The sequence below is a fragment of the Schaalia sp. JY-X169 genome, assembly GCF_014069575.1.
GTDB lineage: Bacteria > Actinomycetota > Actinomycetes > Actinomycetales > Actinomycetaceae > Scrofimicrobium.
The window spans coordinates 2,334,490-2,351,141 of the sequence record NZ_CP059675.1 but is presented as its reverse complement, the minus strand read 5'-3'; the positions used below and the strand labels follow the sequence as shown (position 1 = coordinate 2,351,141).

The window sequence follows — 16,652 nt, the reverse complement described above, 5'->3', positions numbered from 1 at the left end:
GCGCCAAACACCAAAGAACCCCGAGTGGAGTCCTGGGAGGATATCGCCCTCCCGGACTTCGCGAAACTCGTCATTGAGCAGGCCCGGCAGAACCACGATGCACGTGGGGCTCTCGGTCCGACAATCATTGCGATCAACGGCCGCAGTGGGGCAGGCAAGTCGACGCTGACGAGGGCGCTTGCGGAAGCATGCTCGAGGGCGGGGCTTGGCGACGCAGCCATCCTTGAGGCGGATGACCTGATGTGGTGGGAGCCGATGTGGCAGTGGGCTCCCATTGCCATCGATGGCGTGTTTGAGGCGCTGCGACGTGGTCAGGGAGTCGCCCTCGTCCCCCCAATGTGGCGGGAAAAGGGTCGAGAGGGGTCAATCGAGATTCCCCAAGACACAGAGGTTGTTATTTTCGAGGGCGTGGGTGCATCGCAGATCGCATTTGCGGAATACCTAGACGCCAGCATCTGGGTGCAGTCCGACTACCTGGTGGCACGGCGCCTCGGGCTGGCGCGCGATATCGCGCATGGTGGGAATGGTGACGCGGAAGAATCAGAGCGCTTCTGGGATGAGTGGGACGCGTCAGAGTGCACTTTCCTTGAGGAAGATATGCCCTGGCATCGCGCCGACTTCACCGTCCTCGGGACATCGGAACGACCCGAAGCGCAGGCAACGCAAAAGGCTGTGGCAGTGGCGGTGAACCAGCAGAATAACCGCTGACTTCATGCCACAACCACAGCCCTTGCTGAGATTGAAACGTAGCCCCTAACCGATACCGAGCGGGATCGAGTGACCGGGAACTGCGCTGATAAGTTCCTGGGTGTAGGGCTGCTTCGGGTTTGCAAACAGCTGTTCCGAAGAAGCGGCCTCGACAACCTTGCCGTTCTCCATAACCACGACGTCATCTGCGATCAGACGAACAACTGCGAGGTCGTGGGTGATAAACAAGTAGGTCAGATCCAGTTCCGCCTGCAGGTCGTTGAGCAGGTTGAGGATCTGGTTCTGTACGAGGACGTCCAGCGCCGACACCGCCTCATCCAACACCACGACCTCAGGCTTCAACGCCAAAGCGCGAGCGATAGCAACACGCTGACGCTGGCCGCCCGACAGCTCGTTCGGGTAGCGTCGCATCGCTGAGCGGGGTAAGGAAACCAGGTCGAGCAGTTCAGCGACCCTTGCCAGACGCTCCTTCTTGTTGCCAACCCCGTGAACTCGCAGGGGTTCTTCGACAATTCTGAACACTGAATACATCGGGTCCAGCGACCCGTAGGGATTCTGGAAGACCACCTGCAGGGTCCGCCGCAGGTCGAAAAGCTCCTTGCGGCCCAGAGTCGCAAGGTCGTGTCCTCGGAGGAAAACCTTTCCGGAGGTTGGGTCCAGCAGGTTGAGAATAATGTTCGCAACCGTTGACTTGCCCGATCCCGATTCGCCCACGATAGCCATGGTTGTCCCGGTGCGAACCCCGAAGGTGACGTCGTCAACAGCCCGGAGGATCTTCTCCTCACCCTTGGCGCCGCGCACCTCAAACTCTTTGACCAGGTTCTCGACGCGAACGATCTCCTCGGTCGAGGTCGCACCCGCGCCGGTTCCGGTCAGTTCCTCTTCGGTGGTTTGCACGCCCCGCTCATGTGCGGAAATAATCCGCTTGGAAGCGAGTGATGGGGCCGCCGCGACCAGACGTTGAGTGTAGGGGTGCTGCGGGTTTTGCAGAATATCCAACGCAGGACCGGACTCAACAACCCGCCCTCGGTGCATGACGATCAGCTGCTCAGCCCGCTCAGCAGCGAGGCCGAGGTCGTGGGTGATGAACAGAACCGCTGTTCCCATTTCGGCAGTCATGGTTGCCAGGTGGTTGAGGATGCGCTTTTGGACCGTCACGTCCAACGCCGAGGTCGGCTCATCCGCGATAAGCAGTTTCGGGTGTGCGGCAAGGCCGATGGCAATGAGCGCTCTCTGACGCATACCGCCAGAAAACTCGTGCGGATACTGCTTGGCGCGGCGAGGCGCGTCAGGAAGGCCCGCTTCTTCGAGAAGGTCAGCCACCCGCTGGCCCCGCTCAGAGCGCGGCACCACGTTGTTGGCTGTCAGTGCTTCCTTGACCTGGGAGCCGATGCGCCACACCGGGTTGAGGTTGGTCATGGGGTCCTGGGGGACCATGCCGATCTCACTGCCGCGGTACTTGACCCAGTCTTTGGGGCCAAGTTTGGCGAGGTCCTCTCCATCGAACTCAATACTGCCGCCAGTTACCTTGCCGGTGCCGGGAAGAAGTCCGATGATGGCGGCTGCAGTAGTTGATTTGCCCGAGCCCGATTCGCCAACGATCGCCACAGTCTGACCGGGGTAAATGGTCAGGTTGGCCTCTCTTACCGCGGGAACCATACCTGTTGACGACTTGAATGCGACACTGAGGTCAGTGATCTTCAGGAGCGGCTTGGAAGTATCTAGGTCGAGCTTCTGGGCCGCCGAAATGGCGACGGCGTCCTCGACCAGCGACTCTTCGTAGACGGTCCGACCGTCGGGAGCGTCGGCCTCGTCGGCAGTGGAATCGCGCATCTCTTGGCGATCTTCTGTCTCGGTGAGGCGGCTGGGCGCGTCGGAGGCGTCCTCGTACTCCGCTAGGGGATCGGCCCCGGCAAAGAAAGACTCATCATCCGGTGGCACCGGAGAGTCGCCATCGCGAGCAGGACGGAACGACTTGTTGAGGTTCTTGTCGTCCGGAATGAAACCCATATCTGTCATCGTTTACGTGCCTTCGGGTCGAGGGCGTCACGCACAGCGTCGCCCATCATGATGAAGCTAAGGACAGTCATACCCAATGCGATAGCCGGGTAGAACAGCACCATCGGCTGAGTTCGCAGGGCAGCTTGGGCGCGGCTGATGTCGCCACCCCAAGAGACGATGTCCGGTGGGAGGCCAACACCAAGGAACGACAGGGTTGCTTCGGCAACAATGAAAGTTCCGAGGGCGACGGTCGCATAAACGATGATCGGCGCGGCGGCGTTCGGCAGAATGTGCGACGTGACGATACGCCAGCGTGACGCCCCTGTGGCGCGGGCGGCGGTAACGTACTCTTCATTCTTCCCGGACAGGACGGCTCCACGAGCAATACGTGCGATTGAGGTCCAGCCAAATACGGAAAGGATGAAGACGACCATCCACACGTTGCGGTTGTCCTTGAAGAGCTGCATGAAGACGATTGCAGCCAGAACCAGTGGAACCGCGAAGAAGATGTCGGTTAGTCGGGACATTACCGCGTCAATCCACCCGCCAAAGTAGCCTGCCAGGGTGCCGATGACGGTGCCTAGAAGGGTGACGATGATGGTCGTGAACAGACCCACCGATACGGAAGCGCGTGCCCCATAGATCACGCGTGAGTAGATGTCACAGCCCTGGCGGTCAAACCCGAAGGGGTGTCCGGAGCGGGGGTCCGCAAGCGAGTTTGAGAGTTCGCAGAACTTGGGGTTCTGGCTGGTGAACCACGAAGGAAACAGTGAGAGCAGCACCGCGAGGGTGATGATCGTAAGGGCGACCCAGAAGAGGGGGCGGGTCCGGAGGTTCTTCCATGCCTCACCCCACATTGAAGACGGTGCGGAATCGTCTGCAACAGCGTCGACGGCTCCCAGGCCGGTTTCATCTGTCGGAGATACGTAGCGTTCTTGGCCGGGCCGCGCTTTTTTCAGGCCCATCGAGGGGACAGGTGAGTTAGGCATAGCGGATCCTTGGGTCCAAGACTGCGTAAAGCAAGTCGACTAGAAGGTTGGCGACGATGTAGACAAGCACGAGGGCGGTCGTCACAGAGACAACCGAGGACGGCTCACCTCGAATGATCCCTTGCCAGAGCATTCCGCCAACACCGTTGATTCCGAAAATACCTTCGGTGACAATGGCGCCGCCCATGAGGGCCCCGAGGTCAGCTCCGATAAAGGTGACGACCGGGATCAGGGAGTTGCGCAGAATGTGGCGGTTCATCACGGATCCGGAGGTCAGGCCTTTGGCGCGCGCCGTACGGACAAAGTCAGCACCGGCTGTCTCGGAGATGGACTGGCGCGTTAGCCGAATGATGTATGCAAGCGAGACTGCGGATAGCACAATCGCTGGCATAAGCAGTGATTTGAAGCTCACGTTTGCGCCCACAGTGGTTGGAAGCAGACCCCACTTCACTCCGACAAAGTACTGGAGGAGGAAGCCGATCACGAATGTGGGGACCGAGATCAAGACCATGGAGAAGACCAGGATTGTGGAGTCAAACCACTTGCCCTTGCGCATTCCTGCAATGACACCCAAGAGGATTCCGAAGATTGCCTCAATGGCGATCGCCATGAACGCCAAGCGAATCGTGATGGGGAATGCGTGTGCCATTTGCTCAACAACGGGTCGACCGGAGAAGGTCTTCCCAAAGTCAAACGTCACAACACCTTTCAGGTAGAGCAGGTACTGCATCCAGAAAGGCTTATCAAGGTTGTACTCGGCGCGGATGCGCGCTTGGACGGTCGGGTCAAGCCCGCGGTCACCGCCCAGGGCGGCAACAGGATCGCCAGGCATCAAATACACCATGGCGAAGATCAAAAATGTGGCGCCGAAGAAAACCGGAATGGTCTGCAACAGGCGGCGCCCGATATATCTAGGCATAAAAAGGGTCCTCGGCTGGGCCTACAGGATGGCATGCACTATAACGCGAACACGGGGTGGCGACCATCGGTCGCCACCCCGTGAACACTTTTGCGTTAAGTGCTGATTACTTGGAGATCTCGTAGTACAGCGGGACGGAGTTCCATCCAAACTCAACGTTCTGCGCGACCTCGGCGTAACCACCAGTTACGTTCGAGTACCACAGCGGAACTGCCGGGAGATCCTCAAGGAGGATTTCCTGTGCGTCCTGGAGGAGGGCGGTGCCTTCTTCAGGGGTTGCAGCTGCCGCGGCATCGTTGAGGAGAGCATCGAAGTCAGCGTTGGAGTAGTCGCCATCGTTCGAGCCTGCGCCCGTTGCGTAGAGCGGGCCGAGGAAGTTACCCAGAGCCGGGTAGTCAGCCTGCCAGCCGGTGCGGAAGGCCGTCTTGATGGTCCGGCTTGTCACTTCGTCACGAAGCGACTTGAAGTCCGGGTAGGGCTTTCCAACCGCATCGATTCCAAGGTTGTTGACCAGCTGGTTTGCAACTGCGTCAACCCAAGCCTGGTGTCCACCGTCAGAGTTGTAAGCAATTTCGAACTTGCCGGTGAAGGGGCTGATTGCTTCTGCTTCTGCCCAGAGTTCCTTGGCCTTGTCAGCGTCAAAGTCGAGGACGGTAGCGTTGGTGAGGTTGCCATCCCAACCGTCGATGACAGGCGAGGTGAAGTCGCGGGCAGGGGTGCGGGTACCGGAGAAGATCGCGGTCGTGATTTCTTCACGGTTGATTGCCATCGAGATTGCCTGGCGACGGAGGATGCCCTCTTCGCCAGCGAAGTGCTCAAGGCTCTCCGGGATGGTGAAGGACTGGAAGACAGCTGCGGGCTGGTTGATGGCGCGGTCGCCAAGTTCCTGCTCGAAGGTTGCCAGAGCTTCATCCGGGATGGCGTCAAGGACGTCTAACTGACCGGACAGCAGGTCTGCGTATGCAGCGGTCTGGGTCGGGTAGAAGATGAAGTCGATCCCACCATTGGCCGGGGTGCGCTCACCGGTGTAGCTCTCGGAAGGAACCAGCTGGAGGCGTTCGTTGTGAACCCATCCTTCGCCGCCCAACTTGTAGGGGCCGTTACCGATTGGCTCCTCGCCACCCTTCTCAGGATCGTCCAGCGTGGATTGAGGAAGCGGGAAGAACGCCGAGTAGCCCAAGCGTAGCGGGAAGTCTGATTCCGGCTGCTTGAGTGTGACGGTGAAGGTGGTGTCGTCTACGACCGTCAGGCCGGACATGGTGTCACCACTCTCGATCAGACCATCTTCAGTGGTGCCTTCGATGGGAGCAAAGAAGTATGCAGAGAGGTGCTCATTCTTCGCACCCAGGTTCCATGCGTCAACGTAGGAGGCTGCGGTCACCGGAGTGCCGTCAGAGAAGGTCTGGTCGGCCTTCAGCTTGATGGTGTAGGTCTGGGAGTCTTCGGTCTCGATCGACTCGGCAGCCTCGTTGTGTACGGAGCCGTCGGCTGCGTAGTAAACCAAACCGGAGAACAGCAGGTCAACAACCCTACCGCCACCGACCTCGTTGGTGTTGGTGGGGATAAGTGGGTTCTGGGGTTCGGTTGAGTTAGCGGTGATCATCTCCGCTGAAACTTCTCCGGCTCCGGCATCTCCGCTCTGGTCCGCACCGCTCTCAGAGCTGGTGCCACCGCCACTGGAGCAGGCGGCTAGGGAGAGTGCGAGTACGGCCGGTACTGCCAGCCACGTCCTCTTCAGACTCATAGTCCCTCCTTACAGGATCTATAGGTTTCGGGGCGCATTGGGCGCCCAGACCTCTGCACCATAGGGAGTAATGTGCATTTTGCGAAGGCCGCGTTCATCATCCGAACGCAAATTTTTGGTAACGGTTCGATAAACATACAGGTCAGAGTAGGTTTGTCGTCAAAGATAACAGAATGGTTCCAAAATTCTCTGAGACAAAGACTGGCATTTCTGCTTCAAAATATGAACGAATCGTAGGTGCTTCGAGGTGTTCCAACCCACCCCTACCTCACATTATTGGGGGGTAGACTCTTCATGGGTTCGGAGCCCCCACATTTCGGGTGCCCGGACATGGAAAGAGGCTCTGCCTCAGTACCTAAGGGGGTGGCCCAGGACTTGGGAAGTCAAAGTAGCAACTCGTGTCCGCCTCCCCAGCGCTGCCACGGGTAGCCGATTCGCAAAGACAGTTCATTCTGTTTGAAGTGGGCCGGGGAACGGATGCGAGGAAAACAGCCAGTTAGCCAACCTCAATCCAAGGCTCATCATGAAATTCAAGATGTTCAAGAGTCGGGCTCCTGAACCACTATCAACTGTGCCCGAAACGCTCAGAGAAGTTGTGGCTGTCGGGACTCCGCGCGCTCTCTCTCTGTGGCTCACTGATGTGGACCACGACCTCATGGGTAATCAGATTGACGACCTCGACGCGCCGCAGGCTGAACGACTCACCGAGTTGCTAACTCCCGCATCGGCCCGCGAGCTCCTAGAGTCCATTGGCGACTACCAGGCGTACATGTTCCTCAAGAAGCTGCCACTGCCGGTCGCTGCGGGGCTCCTCGATACCTTGGATGCGGATGAGGCAACCCAGGTCATTGAGCTCATGGATGAGGATGACCGTCATGAGGTCCTGCGTGCAATGGAGTATTCCCGCTCCGCCCTCGTTCGTGGACTTTTGGCTTGGCCGGATGATTCGGCAGCGTCCCGTATGCGTCCGGTCTTCCTTCATGTCGGTAGCGAGGCGACCATGGCGGACGCAGTAGCGGTGGCACGGAGAGACCCCGATTCTCTCGAAGAGGGCGTCTTCGTGACCGAACAGACCAGCCACGGTCAGGTGGCGCTCGGGTGGGTCTCTCAGAACGCAATGGTTCTTGCGAAACGAGCCGACCTAGTTGCGGACCACATGGTTCCAGCGGACCGCCTGCAGCAGTGGTCGGTGAAACCTCTGGCAGACCAGGAACGGGTTGTTCACCGCGTGCGGGCGCGTGACTCCGAGGTCGTTCCGGTGATGGACGGTAAGTACATACTCGGCGTGATCACCATGGATTCGGTCAATGAGATTCTTCGCGAGGAGACGACCGAGGACGTTGAAATGATGGGTGGGTCCGCACCACTTGAAGTGCCCTACATGCAGGCTTCACCCATCAGGCTGTGGTCAAAGCGCGTCGTGTGGTTGCTGGTGCTCTTTGTTGCCTCCATGTATACCTCCAACGTCATGCAGGCGTTCGAGGACGTTCTGGCGGCGGCGATCGCCCTGAACTTCTTCATTCCGCTCTTAATCGGTACAGGTGGAAACGTCGGAACCCAGATCACCACGACTCTGATCCGTGCAATTGCGGCGGATGGTGTGAGACTACGCGACGTCTGGGGCGTGATGTGGAAGGAGTTCCGGACCGGCCTGCTGATTGCTGGGACCATGGCTATCGCAGGTTTGGTACGCGCGTGGACGCTAGGGGTCGGGTGGCCAATCACGTTGACGGTGATCATTTCCTTGGCAGCGATTGTGATGTGGTCATCTATGGTTGCGGCAATCCTGCCGCTGATTCTCAAGAGGATGCGCCTCGACCCCGCGGTCGTATCGGCCCCGATGATCTCCACCATCGTTGATGGGACGGGGCTCTTGATCTACTTCAGCGTGGCCAAGCTACTGATCCCCGGCCTCTAGGGCGTTCATCCGGCAGATGTCGGAGGTGCTCGGTAGCCTTTGTGGAAGGGAAGGCGAGAGGGGGACTCGGTGCGTTTCATTGCTACTGCCGACTGGCAACTGGGGAAGCAGGCGGCATTTCTGCCGCCTGAGGCTCGCGCGCGCTATGCCCAAGCTCGCCTCGACGCGGTTGCGCGGGTGGGTCTGGTAGCGGAAGAAAAGAACGCGGACTTCGTTGTTGTGTGCGGCGACGTGTTCGAATCCAACCAGTTGGACAGGCAGATTCTCAGCCGAACGTTTGAAGTCTTGCGGGGGTACACGGTTCCCGTCTACCTCCTGCCTGGTAATCACGACCCGCTTGATGCTGCTTCAATCTATGCCTCTCCGGAGTTCCTGCGGGGGTGCCCGCGTGGTGTGCAGGTCCTTAGGGAAAGCGGAGTGGCTGAAACGATCTCTTGCCTTGACGGCTCGACGGTTCAGCTCATTGCCGCGCCTTGGTTTAGCAAAACTCCCCGTACAGATCTGACCAGGGAAGCCGTTGAGCATGCAGGGAGCTCGGATGATGGGGAAGAGGGTACGACTCTCGATGGCGGCGAGTCGCTGCGCCTTGTGGTTGCTCACGGCGCGGTTCGCTCGCTGTCCGCGGCTCCCGACGCATTAGGGCTGGTCGACGACGCGTTCCTAATGGCGCAGATCAGCAAGGGGGCAATTGACTTTGTGGTTCTGGGAGACAGACACGGGACGCTTGAGGTGGCGCCAGGTATCTGGTATCCCGGTACCCCTGAGGTCACTGCGGAACGCGAGATCAATCCGGGCAACGTCCTCGTCGTTGATATTGATGGAAAGTCGCGACGTGCAGATGTGGCGTTGGAACACGTAGGCAGTTGGGAACTGCGTGCACTGGACTTTGCCCTCAACAATGATGACGACGTGGACCGCCTGTTGGCAGAGTTGGAACAGGTGACGAACAAAGAGAAGACGGGACTGAAGTTGGCGCTGACGGGCACGTTGTCCGTGCGGGAAAAGGCGCGGCTTGATGACGTCCTCGACCGCATGGGTGACCTGTTCGCACGCCTCGATGTTTGGGAGAGCCACACTGACTTGGCGGTGCTGTCTGAAGACGATGACTTTTCTGGTCTGGGCCTGGGTGGGTTCACACTGGCGGCGGCGGGTGATCTTCAGGCGCAGGCACGAAGCGAAGCCGGGACGGATGCAACGGTGGCAGCCGACTCGTTGGGGCTGCTCTATCGGCTTGCAGGGGGGACGTCGTGAAGTACAACAGGGTGTTGCTGCGTAACTTCCGGGGCATTGACCATGCGGAACTGGAGCTAAGCGGGGGTGTCAACGTTGTCTGGGGGCCCAATGAAGTTGGCAAGTCCTCGATCCGTGAGGCGATCGGGCTTCTGCGCAGGTACAAGGACTCTTCCAAGGCCGCTGCAATCAAAGACGTTGCGCCAATTGGTCGCGATGGTGCTCCCTTTGTTGAACTGGAGCTAGAGACTGGACCGTACGCGCTGGTGTATCGAAAGCAGTGGCTGCGACGTCCTCTCACGGAACTTGAAGTGACCGACGGCGCCGGACGGCTGCAGCACTTCACCGGTGATGAAGCACATGAACACTTTGAGCGACTGTTGGCAGAGACGGTCGACCTCAACCTTCTGGACCAGGTCGATGTGGCGCAGGGCGATTCTTTGCACCAGGCGAAGCTGGCGGACGTAACAGCATTGCAGCAGGCCTTGGGAGAGATGCCGGAAGGGGACGGCGCAGATGTCCTCATGGAACGGGTAGAGAAGGAATATCGGGAGTATTTCACCGCGGGCGGCAAAGCCTCCGGTACTTTGAGAAGCTCGCGTGAGGCAGTGGAGCGGCTGACTACCGATTTGGACGCCGCCAGTGAACGCTATCGGGCAGCGGAAGAATGGACTGCAGAATTCGCGGGCAATGAGCGTTTGATAGAGAAGCTCGCGAAGAAGCTGGAACTTGACAGGTCGAGCCTTGCGGCGGCGCAGGAAGAGAATAGGGCGCTGGAAGAGCTGCAAGGGCAACTGGAACTGGCGCGTGCAGACGCGGCTGAGGCGGAGCAGAGCATTGAGGCGCTGAAGGCTGAGCGTGCGCTACGCGTTGGCCTGGAAGAGCAGATTGCAAGTGCGGCGCAGGGCGTCAAAGAGTCGGGTATCAAGGCTGAGGAACTGACGGCGCGGCTAGCCGAAGAGGTTGCGGAGCGGGCGGAGAGGGAAGAGGGGGCCTCTGCTGCAGAAAAGGCTCTTGAGGTTGCCCGGAAGAAGGTTCGGGTTGCGCAAGATCAGCTGTCCCTACGTCGCGATGTGGAAGATCTCAATGCGGCACGACGGTTGGTTACTAGAGCTGAAGCGGCTGATAAACGCCTTCGTGCGGCCGTAAAGAAGCTTGCATCCCTCCCGGTCACTGGTGAGAAGTGGGGGAAGATCCTCGAATGCTCCAACCGGGCAGATGCCGCTGAGGGGGCGTGGAGGGCTGGCGCTCCCGTGGTCACCGTTCATCCACTCGGTGAACGGGATGTCTCAGTGTTGGGAGCCGGGGAAGACGACGTGACGGTTGTGCAGGATTCCTTCACCACAGAAGTCCTCGGAAGGTTGACGGTCGACGTTGCCGGAGTCGTGAAGATAGAAGTGGCAGCGGGCCGGTCGCCAGAGAAGCTTGAAGAGGGACTTAGGGGTGCTCGGCGGGAGTTGGCTAGTGCGCTTGAAGAGGCGGGGGCTACCACGGTTGACCAGGCGCGGGAGGGCAGCGTGGAGCACGGGCTTGCCCAATCTGAAGTGCTACGGGCCACGGATACACTGCAGGCCATTACCGAAGATTCCAGCCTCGATGACCTCCGCTCCGCGGTGGCCGTCCTCGAAGGAAAGCTCAGCGGGCGCGACGTTGCCGCGGTCGCAGATGGAGAAGTTGCGGAACTGGCGGATGCCCAGGAGCAGCTTCATTCTGACGAAGACAGGGCTCAGCAAGAGCACGCCGACGCCCGCACCATGCTGCAGGCAGCCCGCAAACAGGAGGATAGAACAAGGGAAAGGCTTGCGGAGCAAAACCTTGCGGTGGCCAAGCTTGCAGCTGAGCTGGGGAACAAGCAGGCACGGCTCGCCGACTTGCGGAAACGAATGTCTGATGACGACGTCGCGGTGCAGCTCGAGGAACTTGGGGGAAAGAAGGCAGACTCTGACAAAGAGGCGCGGGCGCTTGCGGACAGGTTAGAACAGGGTGGGGGTGAGGCAATAGCGCTCCGACTTCTTAACTTGCGCCAGGCAGTGCCAGCGAAGACGGACCGGCTCAAGGCCCTAGAGGATAGAAATGTCGAGCTTTCTGCCCTTCTGAAAGATCGTGGCGACGAAGGGGTGTTTGACAGGGTGCAAACTCTGGAGGCAGATCTTCGGTCCGCAACCGTAGAGAATGGGCGTGTGGAAAGACGTGCGAGCGCGGCGGAACTGCTTCGAAACGTCCTGATCAAGCATAAGCAGCACGCTCAGGAACAGTATGTTCGACCGTTCGAACAGGGAATCGATAGGTGGGGGAGAACGCTGTTTGGTGCGGACTTTGCGGTCCAAGTGGATAGGGACTTGAGCATCGTTTCTCGGACGCTCAATGGGGTGGCCGTGCCTTTCGCTTCCCTGTCTGCGGGGGCCAAGGAACAGTTGGCGTTGCTGGGGCGCCTTGTGTGCGCAAGTCTGGTGGACTCCAGTTCGGGAGCTCCAGTTGTGCTTGATGACTCCCTGGGATTCGCAGACCCGGATCGACTTGCCGGGCTGAACCTGATTCTCAACAGTGTTGGGCAGGACTCTCAGGTCATTGTGTTGACATGCCAGAGGGATAGGTTTGAGGACGTGGGGAGCGCAAGCTTCATCGGGCTGTAGCGTCCGATCCAGCCGCCCGCCTCGCCCCTCCGCACACACCCAGCATGACACACACGGACACACCCACAGGTCTGCCCACGGGCAAGCCTCCGCTGCCCGCCCGCCTCGCCGACCGCGCCCGCCGCCCGCGCCCGCCGCCCGCCCTGAGATGTATACGTGGGGGCCAAATGTATGTCTGGGGTACACACCCCAGACATACATTTCATCCCAACCTATACATTTCGCGCACCGGTGCCTGGACAGCTCACTGCGGTTCCTGGACGTGCCGGCCCGGTGCCTGGAATGCTGACCCCGCTGGGTGTGCCAGCACTACGGAGCCACTTGAGGCATGCGGAGCCGACTAGGCCCGAGTTGGTCGACAATCACACCGTTATGCAAGCCTACCTGGCTCGCTAATGCTGGGCTGTTTCGTGGGATGGCTGGGCGGGCCGCGGCGACGATGGGGCTGCCTCGTGGGATGGCTGCACCGCTTCGAACTCGGGAAGTGGTACCGGCTTTTGCTGCAAGACGCGTCGCAGAGTCTTGATGCCCAGCAGCGCCGCAATGACCATGAGCCACGCAAAGATCAGCGTGAAGGAAAAGCCACCGCGGTGCCCAGCTAAGTCAATGGCAGGCCCAGCCAACGCTGAGCCAAGCGAGACCCCAAGCGTCATTGCCGTAGACATCCAAGTCAAACCTTCAGTAAGACGCTCTGGTGGACTGATTCTCTGCACCACCGTGTTTACGTTGGTCATTGTCGGTGCAATTGCCAGACCCGAGAAGAACATCAGGACAGCAAGCACCATCAGGTTGGGGGCAAAGACAAACGTGCTGGCCCAGAAGGCAAGGATCACAACGCCGCCGATGAACAGCTTCCACAGAGGAGTGGACCAGACGCGCGCCCCATAAACAACGGCAGAGATCAGTGAGCCTAGCGACATAGAAGCCAGGATGATCCCAGCCATGTAGGACATCTGCACCTCATCCGCGAAAGCGACTACCGAAAGGTCATTCGCACCGAAGAGAGCACCCGTGAAGACGTAGGTTCCGGCCAGGGCAAGCATCGTGCCACTGCGCATGACGGAGCGCTTCTTCTGTCCGGGTACGGGACGGTTGGTTGGTGGTTGGGTGGAACGCTGAAGAAGGAACAGCAGAGAGCCAACCACCATGAATGCCAGTGAAACCCACAGTCCAGCAACAGGATGCACCGAGGCGGCAAGCAGTGTTGCAGCAACTGGGCCCAAGACAAACACCAGCTCATCGAAACCGGCTTCCATAGCGTAGGCAACCTGAAGTTGAGCGGGGCTCTTGCAGACGTAGGCCCAACGGGCTCTGACTAGGGCACCCAGTGAACCCGAGGTCGCACCCATGACAACTGCCAGGATCGCCAAGATGGCTGGGGGTGCAAGGTTTAGAATCGCAAAAATCAACGCCACAACAGAAAGGGAAGAGACCATGACCGAAGGCAGCATGACTTGCATCTGCCCATAACGGTCAACCATCCGTGCCAGCACCGGAGCACACACTGCGAAAGCAATAACCTGCATCGCGCTTATTAGTCCAGCCAGCGAGTAGCTGGAATACAGTGCGCGAATAGCCAGAATGATCGATATGCCGACCATAGACATGGGTGCGCGCGCCAAGAGGCCAGCCAGGGCAAACTGCAGGGCTCCAGGCAGGGAGAGGATTTCGCGGTAACGATTCAGCACCACAGCATTCTAGGGACCCTGCAACCCCTAGCAAGCACGCTGTTTGGGAACTCACAGGCAGCGCATCCTCGCAGCCCTACTCGAGGGCTGCTGCAACAACCACCTTTGCCGCCTCCTGAACCTCACGCAGGTGCTCGGGGCTCACAAACGATTCAGCATAAATCTTGTAGACGTCCTCGGTGCCGGAGGGGCGGGCAGCGAACCAACTGTTCTCCGTCGTCACCTTCAACCCACCGATGGGTTCGTTGTCTCCCGGTGCGCGGACAAGCTTTGCAGTAATGGGTTCACCAGCCAGGGTATCCGCGGTGACGTCCTCGGGGGACAACTGAGCAAGCTTCGCTTTCTCAGCCTTCGTTGCCACCTGGTCGATTCGGGCGTACCAGGACTCACCAAACTCAGCGGTCTGCTCCCTGTGGATTTGTGAGGGAGTCTTACCGGTTACAGCCATGATCTCAGCGGCCAAGAGGCACATGACGAGGCCGTCCTTATCCGTCGTCCACACCGTGCCGTCCTTGCGGAGGAAGGAGGCTCCCGCTGACTCCTCGCCCCCAAATCCGAGGGAGGCATCCAAGAGACCGGTGACGAAGTACTTGAAACCAACCGGGACTTCCATGACGTCACGAGAAATCGCCTTACCAACACGGTCGATCAGCGAAGACGAAACCAGGGTCTTCCCGATCCGCGCATTGGCAGGCCAGTTCTCACGGTGCGTGAAGAGGTACTGGATGGCGACCGCTAGGAAGTGATTGGGGTTCATCAGCCCATCGGAAGTGACGATCCCGTGCCGATCGGAATCGGCATCGTTGCCGGTTGCGATGTCGTACGGATACACACCGTCCTCGTCCGGAATCATCTTGGCAAGCAGTGATGCCATGGCGTTCGGCGAAGAACAGTCCATGCGGATTTTCCCGTCCCAGTCCAGCGTCATGAAGGACCAGCGTGGATCCACTGTTTCATTGACGACGGTGAGGTCGAGGCCGTAACGTTCGCCGATTGCTCCCCAGTAGTCCACTGCAGCTCCACCCAGAGGGTCCGCACCTATGCGAATTCCCGCTTCACGGATTGCTTCAAAGTCAATAACGGTCTCAAGGGCGTCGACATACCGCCCCAAGAAGTCGTAGAACTCCACGTTCGCCATTGACGATGGTTCTTGTGAGAAGGTGCGGGGAACATCGCGCCACCCACCGGAGAGCAGTTCGTTCGCGCGATCTGCAATCCACTTGGTTGCATCAGACTGTGCGGGGCCTCCGGTCGGTGGGTTGTACTTAAATCCACCGTCCGAGGGCGGGTTGTGTGAAGGGGTGATGACGATACCGTCCGCGAGTCCCGGGCCTTCTTGGCGCAGCGCATCCGGAGCGCCGTTCGCCTCAAGGATTGCTAGCGACACGGCAGGCGTCGGGGTCCATGAACGTCTTGCGTCGATGTAGGTGGTGATTCCCGCGGCTGAGAGGACCTCGAGGGCGCTTCGCCATGCCGGCTCAGACAGGGCGTGTGGGTCAGCACCAACGAAAAGTGGTCCATCTGTTCCCTGCGCGGCGCGATACTCAACGATTGCGGCGGTAATGGAAATGATGTGCGCCTCATTAAATGTCCCGTTCGAGGACGTACCACGGTGTCCCGAAGTGCCGAATGAAACCCTTTGGATTGGGTCGTTGTAGTCGGGGACAATGTCGTAGTAGGACGCCAAAAGGGCGTCGACATCAATCAGGTCTTCGGGCCTTGCTACCGTTCCAGCGCGCTCATGCATGGATAACACTTCCTTATGTTATTGAACCGACTCCTAACCGGTGTCGGAGTGTTCGTCACCACCAATACTAGGCAGTTTCCACCCGTTTGCGGCTACTCTGTCTGCCATGGGAAAAGCTAGCCGACGCAAAAAGATTGATCCGTCAAAACGTGAGAAGTTCCGTCCTCTCATTCCATTTGTTGACCGTCCGTTTGAAGGGCTGACGATTGAGAGGGATCTGGTCGCCATGCGCGAACTGATTCCCTGTGCCGTCCTGCCCGCAAAGACCAACGCTGACAATGGTTCGTCTGAGTTTGATTTTGTGACACTCCTGCCTGATGGTGCACCCGCGATGGTGCGCGAGGACGGCCGTATTCTGGTGGGTTTGCAGACCCGCTTCAACTCTTCCGACCTCTCTCACGACCTGGCGGGCGCGCTGACAGCGGCGATTGCGATGGAGGACTCGGGTGAAACCGGTGTCGTCAAGTTTGACGTGCGCGATCCTGCTCCGCGACTCCAAGACGTCCTCGACCGCGCATTCATTGCTGACGACAAGAAGATGAAGAATGCGGCGCACCCAACGCAGGTGGAGATCCGCGAAGATTTCGAATACTGGTTCAATCCGGAGGAAGATCTGGATGAGGACATGCTGGTCGCATTGCAACAGAACCGTGACGATATGGTTCCAACCGCTGCCGTCGAGGGCGTGGATGGGATGTTCTGGTGCCAGATGAACAATAACTTCGTCCGTTACGTAACCGAGATTGAAGAGGATCCGTTGTTCACGGCTCTGGCGCGCCTCCAGGCGAGCGGTGCTGCGAAACTTGGGGAGAACTCGAAGTTTGTCGGTGCTTTCCGTGCGTGTGGTGTTGCAATCCCGGTGTTCCAGGTGGACCCCGAAGCGACCCCGGCAGACCTGGAAGCCCCGGCTCTTGCGCTCCGCGATCAGCTCGCGAAGGCACTGACCAATGACACGCCACTGACTGACGATGAACGCCGCGCGCGGGCCGGGCTCATCTCCCGACAGGTGACAATTCGCTAGGTAGACGGTCAGCAGCTACTAACTGCACTGTTGTGGCGTGAAAACCGGTGAATT

General features: G+C 59.2%; 11 protein-coding genes. 5 read left to right on the top strand and 6 right to left on the bottom strand.

Translation table 11 applies throughout. The annotated features are described in order from the left end of the window. Window positions 1–24: 24 nt before the first annotated feature. Window positions 25–708 (top strand): hypothetical protein, encoded by a 684-nt coding sequence (locus H2O65_RS10180; RefSeq protein ID WP_182141578.1) that lies wholly within the window; start codon window positions 25–27, stop codon window positions 706–708. 45 nt (window positions 709–753) lie between these two features. Here H2O65_RS10180 and H2O65_RS10175 read toward each other — a convergent pair whose 3' ends face one another. The 4 genes from H2O65_RS10175 to H2O65_RS10160 all read right to left on the bottom strand — a co-directional run bounded on the left by H2O65_RS10175 (window position 754) and on the right by H2O65_RS10160 (window position 6,361). After that, a complete protein-coding gene (locus tag H2O65_RS10175) occupies window positions 754–2,541 on the bottom strand; it encodes an ABC transporter ATP-binding protein (RefSeq protein ID WP_182142774.1) in 1,788 nt (595 codons plus the stop codon). 182 nt (window positions 2,542–2,723) lie between these two features. Continuing rightward, window positions 2,724–3,698 (bottom strand): ABC transporter permease, encoded by a 975-nt coding sequence (locus tag H2O65_RS10170; RefSeq protein WP_182141577.1) that lies wholly within the window; start codon window positions 3,696–3,698, stop codon window positions 2,724–2,726. Further along, on the bottom strand, window positions 3,691–4,617 hold the full coding sequence (locus tag H2O65_RS10165) for an ABC transporter permease (RefSeq protein ID WP_182141576.1): 927 nt from the start codon (window positions 4,615–4,617) through the stop codon (window positions 3,691–3,693). The genes H2O65_RS10170 and H2O65_RS10165 overlap by 8 nt, the downstream gene beginning before the upstream one ends. A 106-nt stretch (window positions 4,618–4,723) precedes the next feature. Continuing rightward, window positions 4,724–6,361: an ABC transporter substrate-binding protein gene (locus tag H2O65_RS10160; protein WP_182141575.1), complete on the bottom strand. Its 1,638-nt coding sequence runs from the start codon at window positions 6,359–6,361 to the stop codon at window positions 4,724–4,726. A gap of 523 nt (window positions 6,362–6,884) precedes the next feature. On the opposite strand from H2O65_RS10160, the gene mgtE reads away from it, so the two are divergent. The 3 genes from mgtE (at window position 6,885) to H2O65_RS10145 (ending at window position 12,142) form a co-directional block, all read left to right on the top strand. Further along, on the top strand, window positions 6,885–8,279 hold the full coding sequence (gene mgtE, locus H2O65_RS10155) for a magnesium transporter (protein WP_182141574.1): 1,395 nt from the start codon (window positions 6,885–6,887) through the stop codon (window positions 8,277–8,279). Window positions 8,280–8,348: 69 nt separating this feature from the next. Next, on the top strand, window positions 8,349–9,530 hold the full coding sequence (locus tag H2O65_RS10150; protein ID WP_182141573.1) for a metallophosphoesterase: 1,182 nt from the start codon (window positions 8,349–8,351) through the stop codon (window positions 9,528–9,530). Next, window positions 9,527–12,142 (top strand): AAA family ATPase, encoded by a 2,616-nt coding sequence (locus H2O65_RS10145; protein ID WP_182141572.1) that lies wholly within the window; start codon window positions 9,527–9,529, stop codon window positions 12,140–12,142. Before H2O65_RS10150 ends, H2O65_RS10145 begins: the two co-directional genes overlap by 4 nt. A gap of 392 nt (window positions 12,143–12,534) precedes the next feature. Here the strand turns inward: H2O65_RS10145 and H2O65_RS10140 are convergent, their stop codons facing one another. Next, entirely contained in the window at window positions 12,535–13,830 is a 1,296-nt protein-coding gene (locus H2O65_RS10140; RefSeq protein ID WP_182141571.1) for an MFS transporter, read from the bottom strand. Between the two features lie 76 nt (window positions 13,831–13,906). Further along, a complete protein-coding gene (gene pgm, locus H2O65_RS10135; RefSeq protein WP_182141570.1) occupies window positions 13,907–15,577 on the bottom strand; it encodes a phosphoglucomutase (alpha-D-glucose-1,6-bisphosphate-dependent) in 1,671 nt (556 codons plus the stop codon). A 106-nt stretch (window positions 15,578–15,683) separates the two neighbouring features. On the opposite strand from pgm, the gene H2O65_RS10130 reads away from it, so the two are divergent. Further along, a complete protein-coding gene (locus H2O65_RS10130) occupies window positions 15,684–16,598 on the top strand; it encodes a DUF5926 family protein (RefSeq protein WP_182141569.1) in 915 nt (304 codons plus the stop codon). The last annotated feature ends 54 nt before the right edge of the window (window positions 16,599–16,652 follow it).

What these genes read in the sequence shown, in the direction of transcription:
- H2O65_RS10165 (WP_182141576.1), bottom strand. Translation starts at nt 4,617, where the DNA reads ATGCCTAGATATATCGGGCGCCGCCTGTTGCAGACCATTCCGGTTTTC.
- pgm (WP_182141570.1), bottom strand. Translation starts at nt 15,577, where the DNA reads ATGCATGAGCGCGCTGGAACGGTAGCAAGGCCCGAAGACCTGATTGAT.
- mgtE (WP_182141574.1), top strand. Translation starts at nt 6,885, where the DNA reads ATGAAATTCAAGATGTTCAAGAGTCGGGCTCCTGAACCACTATCAACT.
- H2O65_RS10160 (WP_182141575.1), bottom strand. Translation starts at nt 6,361, where the DNA reads ATGAGTCTGAAGAGGACGTGGCTGGCAGTACCGGCCGTACTCGCACTC.
- H2O65_RS10175 (WP_182142774.1), bottom strand. Translation starts at nt 2,541, where the DNA reads ATGCGCGATTCCACTGCCGACGAGGCCGACGCTCCCGACGGTCGGACC.
- H2O65_RS10130 (WP_182141569.1), top strand. Translation starts at nt 15,684, where the DNA reads ATGGGAAAAGCTAGCCGACGCAAAAAGATTGATCCGTCAAAACGTGAG.
- H2O65_RS10170 (WP_182141577.1), bottom strand. Translation starts at nt 3,698, where the DNA reads ATGCCTAACTCACCTGTCCCCTCGATGGGCCTGAAAAAAGCGCGGCCC.